The sequence below is a fragment of the Leclercia sp. 1548 genome (assembly GCF_050435045.1).
In the GTDB taxonomy this organism is placed as follows: domain Bacteria; phylum Pseudomonadota; class Gammaproteobacteria; order Enterobacterales; family Enterobacteriaceae; genus Enterobacter; species Enterobacter adecarboxylatus.
In genome coordinates, this window is the sequence record NZ_JBNDJP010000002.1 from 28,215 (window position 1) to 43,218 (window position 15,004).

Sequence of the window (15,004 nt, forward strand, 5' to 3'; positions counted from 1 at the left end):
GTTTGGCCAATCACGAGCGTCGCGTAGTCTTTTTTGATCTGGACGGAACGCTGCATCAGCAGGATATGTTCGGCACCTTTATGCGCTATTTGCTGCGCCGACAGCCCCTGAATGCTTTGCTCGTGTTGCCCCTGTTACCCATTATCGGCGGGGCGTTGCTGGTTAAAGGCCGCGCCGCCCGCTGGCCGATGAGCCTGCTGCTGTGGGGCTGCACCTTCGGCCACAGCGAAGCGCGGCTCAAACAGCTGGAGAAAGAGTTTGTCAGCTGGTTTCGTGGACATGTCACCGCCTTCCCGGTGGTGCAGGAGCGGTTAACCAACTACCTGAATGCCAACGATGCCGATATCTGGCTGATTACCGGCTCGCCGCAGTCGCTGGTCGAGCAGGTCTATTTCGATACCCCCTGGCTGCCGCGCGTCAACCTGATTGCCACTCAGATGGGGCGCGCGTACGGTGGCTGGGTGCTGACCATGCGCTGCCTCGGCCACGAAAAGGTGGTGCAGCTGGAGAAGAAAATTGGCACCCCGCTGCGGCTCTACAGCGGCTACAGCGACAGTAAGCAGGACAACCCCCTCCTTTACTTCTGCCAGCACCGCTGGCGCGTCACGCCCCTCGGCGAACTTCAGCAACTGGAATGAGTGTGTGATTATGCATAGCGGGTGTGTATAATGCGCCCGCTTTTCAGACTGGAGTATGCTGCGTTGTCCGACCTTGAACTCAATCATGAATACTGGATGCGCCATGCGCTCCAGCTTGCCAAACGTGCCTGGGAAGAGGGTGAAGTCCCGGTGGGCGCCGTGCTGGTCCACAATAACCAGGCGATTGGCGAAGGCTGGAATCGCCCGATTGGACGTCACGATCCCACCGCCCATGCCGAAATCATGGCCCTGCGCCAGGGTGGACTGGTGCTGCAAAACTACCGCCTGCTGGACACCACGCTCTATGTCACCCTCGAACCTTGCGTCATGTGCTCCGGTGCCATGATCCACAGCCGGATCGGCACGGTGGTGTATGGCGCGTCAGATGAAAAAACCGGTGCGGCAGGTTCGCTGCTGGACGTGCTCCGCCATCCCGGCATGAACCATCAGGTCAATGTGATGGGTGGGGTGCTGGCACCAGCGTGTTCGGAGATGCTAAGTGAGTTCTTTCGAATGCGGCGTCAGCAGAAAAAGCGACAAAAGGCAGAATTGAAGTTATCGGGCGAGTAAGTTCATCCGGCGACACCACCGGATAACTTTGCGCCAGCTGCTGTGTTGCCTGCGCCTCTCTCTCTTTCTCCATCAGATACCCCACCAGGCTAATCTGGTATTTACGGATATTTTCCACGTAGGCGTAGGCCTCGTGGCCGCGCGCATAGCCATAGGTTAACTTGCTGTAATACGGCTTCTGGCTCAGCAGCGGCAGTCGCTGTTTGACGTCTGACCAGCTATCGGCATTGCCTTTGGTTTTTGCCGTCAGGGCGCGGGCGTCGATCATATGGGCATATCCCATGTTGTAGGCCGCCAGCGCAAACCAGATCCGCTCCTCTTCCGGCACCGTCTCCGGCACCTTATCCATCATATCCTGCAGGTAGCGCGCGCCGCCGCTGATGCTCTGTTCGGCATCGGTACGGTCGGTGAGACCCAGGCTCTGGGCGGTATTTTTGGTCAGCATCATCAGGCCGCGCACGCCAGTGGGCGAGGTGGCGAGGGCATCCCAGTGTGATTCCTGATACGAGATGGCTGCCAGCAGGCGCCAGTCGATCTCCTGAGCGTACTTCTCAAACAGCGGCTTGAGATCCGGCAGGACATTATCTACCGCCCGCAGGAAGCTGCGGGTATCTACATAGTCAAAGTCATCGCCATGACCGAGGTATTTCTCCTCCAGACGCGCCAGGGTGCCGTCCTCATTCATTCCGTTGAAGAAATCGAGCATCGCGGCGGAGAGCGTCTGGTCGGCATCGAGGGGGCTGAACCAGGTGACGGGCTGCTCGTCAGTGACATCCAGCGCCACCGCCAGTTCCGGGTGAACACGCTGGAACAGGCTGATGGCTACCGAGTCCGCGATGGTGTAGGGCAGTTTACCGTCGGCGACCAGCCCCAGCAGCGCCGTGGTGCCCAGCTTCTCATCCACCTTCCAGTTAAGATCGGGATACTTTTTCTCTTTCAATGCCCGCAGATCGTCAATCACCACATGCCCGGGGGCGATGGTGAGCTGGTCAGCCGTGAGGCTGGCAAGGGTGCGCGGACGCAGGCTGCCGACGCGATAGACCAGCTGCTGCGAGACGGAATAAAAAGTGGGGCCTGGTTGATAGTTTTTACTGCGCTCGCTGTTATAGACCAGCCCGGCGGCCAGCATATCGGCATCGCCGTTGTCCAGATCGTCAAACACCTGGCTGATGTTCTGGCGCACGGTCATTTTGAGCTTTACGCCCAGGTAGTCAGCAAAGTGCTGCGCCAGCTCGTAGTCCAGGCCAATCACTTTGTTGTTGATCGCGGTGTAGGTCAACGGCGAAGAGATAGTACTGACGCGCAGCTCCCCCCGCGCCTGAATGGCGGCGATGCGATTGTCGGCCTTGCTGAACCAGGGGATTGAAGGCCAAAGGGCCGCTGCCAGCAGCAAGGTAACTATGCCGATGAACAGGTAATTAATCTTTAATTTTTTCAATAAGTTGATTCTATGAGCAGTCTATTATTTTGGTTTGTTGTCGCCACAGTAAAAACAAGTATTACCAAAGATTTCGCGGCATTTTGCGTAAAGTTACGCCACTTGGCAACTTATTAGCGGGAAAGGCTTAAATGGCGGCGACGATTTTATTACGACGCAAACGGTTTCGTCGGCGCGCAGGATCCACTATAATGGCGCCCGTTTTCCCCCCTTGCGCACACTGTAAGCGCCTCCGGCGCTTCGAAGACGAGAGACTTATGATGGAAATTCTGCGTGGTTCGCCTGCACTGTCTGCCTTCCGTATCAACAAACTGCTGGCACGTTTTCAGGCGGCCGACCTTCCGGTAAGCAATATTTACGCTGAGTATGTCCATTTTGCTGACCTGAATGCTCCCTTAACGGCAGAGGATTTAGTTCGCCTTGAGCGCCTGCTGAAGTACGGCCCAAGCCTGAGCAGCCATACCCCGAACGGTAAACTTCTGCTGGTTACGCCTCGTCCGGGCACCATCTCCCCCTGGTCTTCTAAAGCAACCGACATCGCCCGCAACTGTGGTCTGAGCCAGATTGATCGTCTGGAACGCGGCGTGGCGTATTACGTTGAAGCCTCCACCCTGACTGACGCCCAGTGGGCCGTTGTGGCAAGCGAATTGCACGACCGCATGATGGAGAGCGTGTTTGCCTCTCTGGATGATGCGCAGCAACTCTTCTCTCACCACCAGCCTGCGCCAGTTCAGAGCGTGGACCTGCTGGGTCAAGGCCGTCAGGCGCTGATTGACGCCAACCTGCGTCTGGGCCTGGCGCTGGCCGACGATGAAATTGATTATCTGCAGGATGCTTTCGTTAAGCTGAACCGCAACCCGAACGATATCGAACTCTATATGTTCGCGCAGGCTAACTCCGAGCACTGCCGCCACAAGATTTTTAACGCCGACTGGGTTATCGACGGTGAGCAGCAGCCGAAGTCGCTGTTCAAAATGATCAAAAACACCATGGAAAAAACCCCTGACCACGTGCTGTCTGCCTATAAAGACAACGCCGCGGTGATGGAAGGTTCCGAGGTGGGCCGCTTCTTCGCCGATCGCGAAGCAGGGCGCTATGACTTCCATCAGGAGCCTGCGCACATCCTGATGAAGGTTGAAACACACAACCACCCGACGGCGATTTCGCCATGGCCGGGTGCGGCGACCGGTTCCGGCGGCGAAATCCGTGACGAAGGCGCCACCGGCCGTGGGGCAAAACCCAAAGCGGGTCTGGTGGGCTTTTCCGTTTCCAACCTGCGTATCCCGGGCTTTGAACAGCCGTGGGAAGAGGACTTCGGCAAACCAGAGCGCATTGTTACCGCGCTGGATATCATGACCGACGGCCCATTAGGTGGCGCAGCGTTTAACAACGAATTTGGCCGTCCGGCCCTGAACGGTTACTTCCGTACCTACGAAGAGAAAGTGGACAGCCACAACGGTGAAGAGCTGCGCGGCTACCACAAACCGATCATGCTGGCAGGCGGAATCGGCAACATCCGCGCCGATCACGTACAGAAAGGCGAGATCGTCGTCGGTGCGAAGCTGATCGTCCTGGGCGGCCCGGCGATGAACATCGGTCTTGGCGGCGGAGCGGCATCGTCGATGGCATCCGGTCAGTCTGATGCGGATCTCGATTTTGCCTCCGTACAGCGCGACAACCCGGAGATGGAGCGCCGCTGCCAGGAAGTGATCGACCGCTGCTGGCAGTTGGGCGACGCCAACCCGATCCTGTTTATTCACGACGTGGGCGCGGGTGGTCTCTCCAACGCCATGCCGGAGCTGGTGAGCGATGGTAACCGCGGCGGCCGCTTTAACCTGCGCGACATCCTGAGCGATGAGCCAGGCATGAGCCCGCTGGAGATCTGGTGTAACGAATCTCAGGAACGCTACGTGCTGGCCGTTGCCCCGGATCAGTTGCCGCTGTTCGATGAACTGTGCCGCCGCGAGCGCGCCCCGTATGCGGTAATCGGTGAAGCCACCGAAGAGATGCACCTCTCCCTGAGCGATACCCACTTCGACAACCAGCCGATTGACCTGCCGCTGGACGTGCTGCTGGGCAAAACGCCGAAGATGACCCGCGACGTACAGACCCGCAAAGCGAGCGGCAAAGCCCTCGACCTGCAAGGTGTGACGGTTGCCGAGGCGGTAAACCGCGTTCTGCATCTGCCGGCTGTGGCAGAAAAAACCTTCCTCGTTACCATCGGTGACCGCACCGTAACCGGCATGGTTGCCCGCGACCAGATGGTTGGCCCGTGGCAGGTGCCGGTGGCAAACTGCGCGGTGACCACCGCCAGCCTCGACAGCTACTATGGTGAAGCGATGGCGCTGGGCGAACGCTCTCCGGTTGCTCTGCTGGACTTCGCGGCCTCTGCCCGTCTGGCCGTAGGTGAAGCGCTGACCAACATCGCCGCTACCCAGATCGGCGACATCAAACGCATCAAGCTCTCCGCCAACTGGATGGCCGCAGCGGGTCACCCGGGCGAAGACGCCGGGCTGTACGAAGCGGTGAAAGCGGTAGGTGAAGAGTTGTGTCCGGCGCTGGGCCTGACCATTCCGGTGGGTAAAGACTCCATGTCGATGAAAACCCGCTGGCAGGAAGGCAGCGAGCAGCGCGAGATGACGTCGCCGCTGTCGCTGGTGATCACCGCCTTCGCCCGCGTGGAAGATGTTCGTCATACCATTACCCCGCAACTCTCTACCGAAGACAACGCATTGCTGCTGATTGATCTCGGTAAAGGCCACAACGCACTGGGCGCCACCGCGCTGGCGCAGGTTTATCGCCAGCTGGGGGACAAGGCTGCCGACGTGCGCGACGTGGCGCAGCTTAAGGGCTTCTACGACGCCATTCAGGCGCTGGTTGCCCAACGCAAACTGCTGGCCTACCACGACCGTTCTGATGGTGGTCTGCTGGTGACCCTGGCAGAGATGGCCTTTACCGGCCACTGTGGCGTAGAAGCCAACATTGCCAGCCTGGGCGACGATCGTCTGGCGGCGCTGTTTAACGAAGAGCTGGGTGCCGTGATTCAGGTGCCTGCAGCCGAACGCGAGGCAGTGGAAGCGCTGCTGGCGCAGCATGGTCTGGGCGACTGCGTACACTATCTGGGTAAAGCGGTGACCGGAGATCGCTTTGTCATCGAAGCCAACGGTCAGGCCGTCTTTGCCGAAAGCCGCTCCACGCTGCGCATGTGGTGGGCAGAGACCACCTGGCAGATGCAGCGTCTGCGTGACAACCCGGCATGCGCCGATCAGGAGCACGAGGCGAAAGCCAACGACAATGATCCGGGCCTGAACGTGAAGCTCTCGTTCGACATCAACGAAGATATCGCTGCGCCGTATATTGCCAGGGGGGCGCGTCCGAAAGTCGCCGTTCTGCGCGAGCAGGGCGTTAACTCCCACGTTGAGATGGCGGCTGCCTTCCACCGTGCGGGCTTTGATGCCATCGACGTACACATGAGTGACCTGCTGGCTGGGCGTACCGGTCTGGCCGATTTCCAGGCGCTGGTGGCGTGCGGCGGCTTCTCATACGGTGACGTCTTGGGCGCGGGCGAAGGCTGGGCGAAATCCATTCTCTTCAACGACCGCGTTCGCGACGAGTTCGAAACCTTCTTCCACCGTCCGCAGACCCTGGCGCTGGGCGTCTGTAACGGCTGCCAGATGATGTCGAACCTGCGTGAGCTGATCCCGGGTAGTGAAGCCTGGCCGCGCTTTGTGCGTAACCAGTCCGACCGCTTCGAAGCGCGTTTCAGCCTGGTGGAAGTGACTCAAAGCCCGTCTCTGCTGCTGCAGGGGATGGTGGGATCCCAGATGCCAATCGCGGTATCTCACGGTGAAGGACAGGTTGAAGTGCGTAACGCCGCGCATCTGGCGGAGCTGGAGAGTAAAGGCCTGGTGGCGCTGCGCTTTGTCGATAACTTCGGTAAAGTTACGCAGACCTACCCGGCGAACCCGAATGGCTCTGCCAACGGGATCACCGCCGTTACCAGCGAGAGCGGTCGCGTCACGGTAATGATGCCGCACCCTGAGCGCGTGTTCCGCACCGTCAGCAACTCCTGGCACCCGGAGAACTGGGGCGAGGATAGCCCGTGGATGCGTATCTTCCGCAACGCGCGTAAGCAGTTGGGTTAAGTCCAGAACGGCAACTTCGGTTGCCGTTTTTATTTGTCTTCTCTTTAAAAGAAAGAGAGCAGGGCGAAGGCATCGCGTCGTGTTCTGCTGGTCATTTCCCGGTGTCGCAAATATGCGACAACCCCTGTTTTTCAGTGTCGCCAAGTGGCGACACATAACCTATTGATTTTAATGGAACGACTAATAACCCTGCCAGGGTGTTGCTGATAAGCGACAGATAGCCTGAAAATCATTCCGCCCGCAATTACCGTATAAGTTTATAAAATCTTATATAAATTAACGATTTAATATTTTTATTTGCAATATGGCACATCTGTTGCATAATAATAACCAGTGGCTCATTCACCTTCTTATGTCAGCCCCTTCGGGACGTGCTACATAAACTTCGAATGACGCACAAAAAGGTGCCTGCCGTCCAACTACTGATCATAGCGTTGCTTTATCAGACCCAGGGCGAAACGTCGAGTTAGGCACCGCCTCATTCCACAACAAAGCCGGGTTTTTAACCCGGCTTTGTTGTATCTGAAGGGTTGTCCAGCTAGCATCCTCTTACCCCCTCGCAACAGAGAGTAATGCGTTGAAACGCTGGCCTGTTTTCCCTCGCTCCTTGCGACAGTTAGTTATGATGGCATTTCTGCTGATCCTGCTGCCTCTGCTTGTGCTTGCATGGCAGGCATGGCAAAGCCTGAACGCCCTCAGCGCCCAGGCGGCGCTTACCAACCGGACCACCCTGATTGATGCTCGCCGCAGCGAGGCGATGACCAATGCCGCGCTGGAGATGGAACGCAGCTACCGGCAGTATTGCGTGCTTGACGATCAAACCCTGGCGCGGGTGTACCAGAATCAGCGTAAGCGCTACAGCGAAATGCTCGACGCCCATGCCGGCGTGTTACCGGACGATAAGCTTTACCAGGCGTTACGCCAGGATATCAATGCGCTGTCGCAGCTCCAGTGTCTCAATAGTGGCCCTGATGCGCTGGCTGCGTTAAAGCTGGAGGCTTTTGCCAATGCGAATGCCGAGATGGTGCAGGCGACCCGGGCGGTGATCTTCTCCCGCGGACAACAGCTTCAGCAGGAAATTGCCGAGCGCGGCCAGTTCTTTGGCTGGCAGGCGCTGGTGCTGTTTCTGGTCAGCCTGGGGCTGGTCCTGCTCTTTACCCGTATGATCATCGGCCCGGTCAAAGGCATCGAGCGGATGATTAACCGACTGGGGGAGGGGCGCTCGCTGGGCAATACCGTGGTCTTTACCGGCCCGCGCGAGCTACGCTCGGTTGGGCAACGCATCATCTGGCTCTCAGAGCGGCTGGCGTGGCTCGAATCCCAGCGCCACCAGTTTTTACGCCATATCTCCCACGAACTGAAAACCCCTCTCGCCAGTATGCGTGAGGGCACCGAACTGCTGGCTGACGAGGTGGCCGGGCCGCTGACACCGGAGCAGGGAGAGATTGTAGAGATCCTCGATGCCAGCAGCCGTAATCTGCAAAAGCTGATTGAGCAGTTGCTCGACTACAACCGAAAACTGGCCGACGGCATGCCCGAGCTGGAACGGGTAGAGCTGGCGCCGCTGGTAGATATGGTGCTCTCCGCTCACAGCCTGCCTGCACGCGCTAAAATGATGCATACTGAGCTGGCACTTTCGACGCCCGCCTGTTTAGCCGAACCCATGCTGCTGATGAGCGTGCTGGATAATCTTTATTCCAACGCGGTGCACTATGGCATTGAATCCGGTACCATTTATATTCGCAGTTTTACGCGCGGCTCGCGAGTCTGTATCGATGTGGCCAACACCGGAAACCCGATCCCCGACGATGAAAAAGCGATGATCTTCGAACCCTTTTACCAGGGTAGCCATCAGCGCAAAGGGGCGGTTAAGGGAAGCGGTCTGGGGTTGAGCATCGCCCGCGACTGTATTCGTCGTATGCAGGGAGAGCTTAATCTTGTCACTGACGACCGTACCGATGTCTGTTTTCGCATCGAACTGCCGCTTGAGTCGGAAAAATCACTGAAATGAATCTAAGTCTGGTGAGTATGTCACACGTCTTTTCCCGCGCCATTAGCGCGGTATTTTCCGGCCACTTTATCCGCCTGAGCCTTCCCTGCCTGCTGTTGGCCGGATGCGTCACCCATGCGCCGGTCCCCGCTATCAGCGACAAGCAGGATGAAAAATTGCCTGAACATCAGCTGGCAGATTTCCTTTCTACCGACTGCAATAATATCTGGCAGCTGCACGGTAAAGAGACCGACAGTAACCCGCTCTACTGGCTGCGCGGCATGGACTGCGCGGATCGCCTCTCACCCGTCGCCGCGCGTGCAGAGGCGCGCGGATGGACCGATGACACCTGGCAGGAGAGCTTTAAACGCGGCATCCTGCTGGCGAATGCCAAAATTAACCCGGTGGAGCGGCGAACGTTGACCACCCGGCTGGATGCACTAAGCCCGCAGATCCCCGCCCAGGTACGCCCGCTGTATCAACTGTGGCGACATGGGCAGGTGCTGCAGCTGCAGCTGGCAGAGGAGCGTTCCCGCTACGGCAAACTACAGCAGACGACCGACGGCGAACTGGATACCCTGCGCCAGCAGCAGCAATATTTACGCACGCAGCTGGATACCACCACCCGGAAGCTGGAAAACCTGACCGATATTGAACGGCAGCTCTCCACCCGTAAGCCGGTCAGTAACTATCTGCCAGATGCGCCGAAGAGTGCGACATCCCCCGTTGATAGCGACGCGGCGGAGACCCCGAAACAAGAGGACGGAAAGCCATGACAAGCCGAAAACCTGCGCATCTTTTGCTGGTGGATGACGACCCTGGCTTGCTGAAGCTGCTGGGCATGCGTCTGGTGAGCGAGGGCTACAGTGTGGTGACCGCCGAAAGCGGTCAGGAAGGGCTGAAGGTGCTGGGGCGCGAGAAAATCGATCTGGTCATCAGCGATCTGCGGATGGATGAAATGGACGGCATGCAGCTGTTTACCGAGATCCAGAAGCTGCAGCCCGGCATGCCGGTGATTATCCTCACCGCCCACGGCTCGATCCCGGATGCAGTTGCGGCCACCCAGCAGGGGGTCTTTAGCTTCCTTACCAAGCCGGTGGACAAGGACGCGCTCTACAAAGCGATCGATGATGCGCTGGAGCATGCCGCACCGTCCGGCGATGAGACGTGGCGGGAGTCGATTGTTACCCGCAGCCCGATCATGCTGCGGCTGCTGGAGCAGGCGCGGATGGTGGCGCAATCCGATGTCAGCGTACTGATTAACGGCCAGAGCGGCACCGGGAAAGAGATCCTCGCCCAGGCCATTCACAACGCCAGTCCGCGCGGCAAAAATGCCTTTATTGCCATCAACTGTGGGGCACTGCCCGAGCAACTGCTGGAGTCAGAGCTGTTTGGTCATGCGCGTGGGGCCTTTACAGGCGCGGTCAGCAGCCGGGAAGGGCTGTTCCAGGCCGCGGAAGGCGGTACGTTGTTCCTCGATGAAATTGGCGATATGCCTGCGCCTCTGCAGGTCAAACTGCTGCGCGTTTTGCAGGAGCGGAAGGTCAGGCCGCTCGGCAGTAACCGCGATATCGACATCAATGTGCGCATTATCTCGGCTACCCACCGGGATCTGCCTAAGGCAATGGCGCGCAACGAGTTCCGCGAGGACCTCTTCTATCGCCTCAATGTAGTCAACCTGAAGATCCCGGCGCTGGCTGAGCGGGCGGAAGATATTCCGCTGCTGGCTACCCAGCTGTTGCGCCAGTCTGCCGAGCGGCATAAGCCTTTTGTGCGGGCGTTCTCCACCGACGCGATGAAGCGGCTGATGACCGCCAGTTGGCCCGGCAACGTGCGCCAGCTGGTGAACGTGATTGAGCAGTGCGTGGCGCTCACCTCCTCGCCGGTCATCAGCGATGCGTTGGTAGAGCAGGCGCTGGAGGGGGAAAACACCGCCCTGCCGACCTTCGTCGAGGCCCGCAACCAGTTTGAACTTAACTATCTGCGTAAGTTGCTGCAGATCACCAAAGGCAACGTGACCCATGCCGCTCGCATGGCCGGGCGCAACCGCACCGAGTTCTATAAGCTGCTGTCGCGCCACGAGCTGGAAGCAAACGATTTTAAAGAGTGATACCCTAAATTCCGCCTGAATATGATACTGTGAGCAACCGATTACGAGGCAGCTGACAGGCATAAGTTTAAGGACCACCATGAAAAAGATTGATGCGATTATTAAACCTTTCAAACTGGATGATGTACGTGAAGCGCTGGCAGAAGTAGGCATCACCGGCATGACGGTGACAGAGGTGAAAGGCTTTGGTCGTCAGAAGGGCCACACTGAACTGTACCGTGGCGCGGAATACATGGTCGATTTCCTGCCGAAGGTAAAAATTGAAATCGTGGTGTCTGACGACATCGTTGAAACCTGTGTGGATACCATCATCCGCACGGCGCAGACCGGCAAAATTGGTGACGGCAAGATCTTCGTCTTTGACGTGGCGCGCGTGATCCGTATCCGTACCGGCGAAGAAGACGACGCAGCGATCTAAAACTTCACCGGGTGGCGCAGCGCGTACCTGGCCTGTACAACCCGTCGGCCTGCACAAGCGCAGCGCCGCCAGGCCAAAAAAAGCCCCTCTTCTGAGGGGCTTTTGCATTACAGCACTTTATGCGGGCCGAAACATTCGTAGTGAATGTTGTCTTTGTTCACGCCCAGCTCAAGGAGTTGCTGGGCGGCAAACTGCATAAACACCACCGGACCACAGACATAGAACTGCATATCCGGGGCGCTGAACAGCGCTTTATAGTGGCCTAAATTCATCAGGCCTTCGCTGCCAAACAGCGCCAGGGCACGATCGTTGTCGCTCGGCTGACGATACCAGGTGTGCGCATTAAAGTTCGCCAGATCGGCGGCAATGGTTTTAACCTCATCGTCAAACGCATGCACATCGCCATTTTCAGCCGCATGGAACCAGTTTACCTGCGCGTTATGCTGCGATTTCGCCAGCGTATCCAGCATCGCCAGCATTGGGGTCTGACCGACCCCGGCAGAGATCAGCGTCACCGGCGTAGTAGATTCCACCGCCATAAAGAAATCGCCTGCTGGCGCTGCCAGATGCACCACATCACCGACGTTGGCTTTGTCATGCAGCCAGGTAGAAACCTGACCGCCTTCTTCGCGTTTCACCGCAATACGATAGCCTTTGCCGTTTGGCTTGCGGGTCAGGGAGTACTGACGGATCTCCTGATGCGGGAAGCCTTCCGGCTTCAGCCACACGCCCAGATACTGGCCCGGCTGGTAGTCGGCAACCGGCTTGCCGTCGACTGGCTCGAATTCAAAGCTGGTGATAAGCGCGCTGCGCGGGGTTTTTTCTACGATACGGAAGGCGCGGGTGCCTTCCCAGCCGCCATTCTTACTGGCGTGCTCACTGTAAATCTCTGCTTCCCGGTTGATAAAGACGTTAGCTAGCACGCCGTAGGCTTTGCCCCACGCATCCAGCACTTCCTGACCCGGGCTGAACATCTCATCCAGGGTAGCCAGCAGGTGACTGCCAACGATGTTGTACTGCTCCGGTTTGATCTGGAAGCTGGTGTGTTTCTGGGCGATTTTTTCCACCGCTGGCAGCAGCGCCGGCAGATTCTCAATGTTGCTGGCGTAGGCGGCGATGGCGTTAAACAACGCTTCACGCTGATCGCCGTTACGCTGGTTGCTCATGTTGAAAATCTCTTTAAGCTCCGGGTTGTGCGCGAACATGCGATCGTAGAAATGGGCGGTGAGTTTAGGTCCGGTTTCGACCAGCAGGGGAATAGTGGCTTTAACGGTAGCGATGGTTTGGGCGTCTAACATAGCAGCTTCCTTCAAATGTTACTTTAATGATGTATTTTATATGCATCTTATAGAAAATAACCCTGCGTTGTAAATGGTTCTTTGCAACATGAATTAGCTGCATCACAAACCTGAAAAGAAATCCGCTTTACAAGGGGAGTGCGTTATTCCTCAAACCCTTGCGTGGCGGGTAGGTAAACGTTTGCGTAAAATCGTTTGTCAAGACCTGTTATCACTCTGCTAATCAGTTATACTGTTGCCCGTCGTCCAACTGGACCGCCTTTTTTCAGGCAAAAATTTACTTGTTAGCTGAGTCAGGAGATGCGGATGTTAAAGCGTGAAATGAACATTGCCGATTATGATGCCGAACTGTGGCAGGCTATGGAGCAGGAAAAAGTACGTCAGGAAGAGCACATCGAACTGATCGCCTCCGAAAACTACACCAGCCCGCGCGTTATGCAGGCGCAGGGTTCTCAGCTGACCAACAAATACGCTGAAGGTTACCCGGGCAAGCGCTACTACGGCGGTTGCGAGTACGTTGATATCGTTGAACAGCTGGCGATTGACCGTGCTAAAGAGCTGTTTGGCGCAGACTACGCGAACGTCCAGCCGCACTCTGGCTCTCAGGCTAACTTCGCTGTTTACACCGCGCTGCTGCAGCCGGGCGATACCGTGCTGGGTATGAACCTGGCGCAGGGCGGCCACCTGACTCACGGCTCCCCGGTTAACTTCTCCGGCAAGCTGTACAACATCATCCCTTACGGTATCGATGAGTCCGGTAAAATCGACTACGAAGACATGGCGAAGCAGGCCAAAGAGCACAAACCGAAGATGATCATCGGTGGCTTCTCTGCTTACTCCGGTGTGGTTGACTGGGCAAAAATGCGTGAAATCGCCGACAGCATCGGTGCTTACCTGTTTGTGGACATGGCGCACGTTGCCGGTCTGATTGCCGCAGGCGTTTACCCGAACCCGGTTCCACACGCGCACGTCGTTACCACTACCACCCACAAAACCCTGGCGGGTCCACGCGGTGGCCTGATCCTGGCGAAGGGCGGTGACGAAGAGCTGTATAAAAAACTGAACTCCGCAGTCTTCCCAAGCGCGCAGGGCGGCCCACTGATGCACGTCATCGCCGCGAAAGCTGTGGCGCTGAAAGAAGCGATGGAGCCTGAGTTCAAAGTTTACCAGCAGCAGGTTGCTAAGAACGCCAAAGCGATGGTGGAAGTGTTCCTGAACCGTGGCTACAAAGTGGTCTCCGGCGGGACGGAAAACCACCTGTTCCTGCTGGATCTGGTTGATAAAAACCTGACCGGTAAAGAAGCTGACGCTGCCCTGGGCCGCGCCAACATCACCGTCAACAAAAACAGCGTACCAAACGATCCGAAGAGTCCGTTCGTGACCTCCGGTATCCGTATCGGTTCTCCGGCTGTTACTCGCCGCGGCTTTAAAGAAGCGGAAGTGAAAGAGCTGGCTGGCTGGATGTGTGACGTGCTGGACAACATCAATGACGAAGCCGTTATCGAACGCGTGAAAGCCAAAGTGCTGGATATCTGCGCGCGCTTCCCGGTTTACGCATAAGTCTGCCCCGCAGAATAAAGGCCGCGTATGCGGCCTTTTTTTATGGCTAACGTCGGTCGATGGAGATGGCGCCTGGCCCGGCGACCGCCAACAGCAGAAAACCGCCAGCAATACTGATGTTCTTAAAGAAGTTAATCATATTCGGCATTACCGCATCGCCACTCATATCCCAGTAGTGGTGACCAATCACCGCCGTACCCAGGGTATAAAAGACAAACAGCACGGCCAGCGGGCGGGTAAAAAAGCCGAGCACGATCAGAATGGCGGCGGGCACTTCCATGATCACCGCCACGATGGCCGCCAGCATCGGCATCGGGGCGCCCAGCTTCGCCATGTATTGCACCGTGCCGTCGAAACCGAACATCTTTGGCACACCGAATATAATAAACAGCAGGATGAGGGTGAGACGGGCGATCAACAGAATCAGCGCCCGGGACTGACCAAAATCGAAATACCGTAAACTGTTCATGGCAGGCTCGCTATGCAGGGCATTTATCTTAAAGCTAATACACAAAATGCCGCCCCGCCATTCAGCTTTCCCTCATAAATCAGGCATTAGGGTGATTTAAATTTGCCTGACTGCGGCATGTGCCCGTTAGCCTGCCTCCGGTGTATCTTCCACCAATAAATAACCGGTGCCGATGATCTGTCGCTACCGCAGTAACCCGCGGGGCGACGGGTTGCAGGAGCGCTTTTTCCTTATCCACGAGCAGCCGTGGCAGGGATGAAAGCGATAGCACGGTGGAGATTTTCGTCGCGAGCATCGCCAGCACCTGTTAATCAACTGTTAATACCCGCTTGCGCCAGCCTGTTTTTACCGCCAGACTATCGCCTCCA

Annotated in this window: 11 protein-coding genes; 8 read left to right on the top strand and 3 right to left on the bottom strand. The window is 57.3% G+C overall.

Features of this window, described 5'->3' with window-relative positions; genetic code table 11:
• The first annotated feature begins 2 nt into the window (after nt 1–2).
• Both yfhb and tadA read left to right on the top strand, forming a co-directional pair.
• Nucleotides 3–638: a phosphatidylglycerophosphatase C gene (gene yfhb / locus ABIE02_RS05485; RefSeq protein WP_032613162.1), complete on the top strand. Its 636-nt coding sequence runs from the start codon at nt 3–5 to the stop codon at nt 636–638.
• A 30-nt stretch (nt 639–668) separates the two neighbouring features.
• Nucleotides 669–1,208, top strand: coding sequence for a tRNA adenosine(34) deaminase TadA (gene tadA / locus ABIE02_RS05490; RefSeq protein ID WP_150872070.1), 540 nt, complete (start codon nt 669–671; stop codon nt 1,206–1,208).
• Here the strand turns inward: tadA and mltF are convergent.
• Complete coding sequence (gene mltF / locus ABIE02_RS05495; protein ID WP_130588399.1) at nt 1,090–2,646, bottom strand: membrane-bound lytic murein transglycosylase MltF; 1,557 nt, start codon at nt 2,644–2,646, stop codon at nt 1,090–1,092. The two genes, tadA and mltF, sit on opposite strands and share 119 nt — an antisense overlap.
• 257 nt (nt 2,647–2,903) lie before the next feature.
• Between mltF and purL the strand changes: the two genes are divergently transcribed.
• The 5 genes from purL to glnB all read left to right on the top strand — a co-directional run bounded on the left by purL (nt 2,904) and on the right by glnB (nt 11,309).
• Complete coding sequence (gene purL / locus ABIE02_RS05500; RefSeq protein WP_117385221.1) at nt 2,904–6,791, top strand: phosphoribosylformylglycinamidine synthase; 3,888 nt, start codon at nt 2,904–2,906, stop codon at nt 6,789–6,791.
• A gap of 577 nt (nt 6,792–7,368) precedes the next feature.
• Complete coding sequence (qseE, locus tag ABIE02_RS05505; protein ID WP_032613156.1) at nt 7,369–8,802, top strand: two component system sensor histidine kinase QseE/GlrK; 1,434 nt, start codon at nt 7,369–7,371, stop codon at nt 8,800–8,802.
• Nucleotides 8,799–9,557: a two-component system QseEF-associated lipoprotein QseG gene (gene qseG / locus ABIE02_RS05510; RefSeq protein ID WP_117385222.1), complete on the top strand. Its 759-nt coding sequence runs from the start codon at nt 8,799–8,801 to the stop codon at nt 9,555–9,557. The genes qseE and qseG overlap by 4 nt, the downstream gene beginning before the upstream one ends.
• Nucleotides 9,554–10,891 (top strand): two-component system response regulator GlrR, encoded by a 1,338-nt coding sequence (gene glrR / locus ABIE02_RS05515; protein WP_059307392.1) that lies wholly within the window; start codon nt 9,554–9,556, stop codon nt 10,889–10,891. Before qseG ends, glrR begins: the two co-directional genes overlap by 4 nt.
• Before the next feature lie 79 nt (nt 10,892–10,970).
• Nucleotides 10,971–11,309 carry a nitrogen regulatory protein P-II gene (glnB, locus tag ABIE02_RS05520; RefSeq protein WP_032613150.1) on the top strand — a complete coding sequence of 113 codons (339 nt, stop codon included), beginning with the start codon at nt 10,971–10,973 and terminating at the stop codon, nt 11,307–11,309.
• A 107-nt stretch (nt 11,310–11,416) separates the two neighbouring features.
• Here glnB and hmpA read toward each other — a convergent pair whose 3' ends face one another.
• On the bottom strand, nt 11,417–12,607 hold the full coding sequence (gene hmpA, locus ABIE02_RS05525) for an NO-inducible flavohemoprotein (RefSeq protein WP_032613148.1): 1,191 nt from the start codon (nt 12,605–12,607) through the stop codon (nt 11,417–11,419).
• A 306-nt stretch (nt 12,608–12,913) separates the two neighbouring features.
• Between hmpA and glyA the strand changes: the two genes are divergently transcribed.
• Nucleotides 12,914–14,167, top strand: coding sequence for a serine hydroxymethyltransferase (gene glyA / locus ABIE02_RS05530; protein ID WP_032613146.1), 1,254 nt, complete (start codon nt 12,914–12,916; stop codon nt 14,165–14,167).
• Nucleotides 14,168–14,213: 46 nt separating this feature from the next.
• Here the strand turns inward: glyA and ABIE02_RS05535 are convergent, their stop codons facing one another.
• Nucleotides 14,214–14,636, bottom strand: a complete 423-nt coding sequence (locus ABIE02_RS05535) for a DoxX family protein (RefSeq protein ID WP_165718186.1) — start codon at nt 14,634–14,636, stop codon at nt 14,214–14,216.
• Nucleotides 14,637–15,004: the final 368 nt, after the last annotated feature.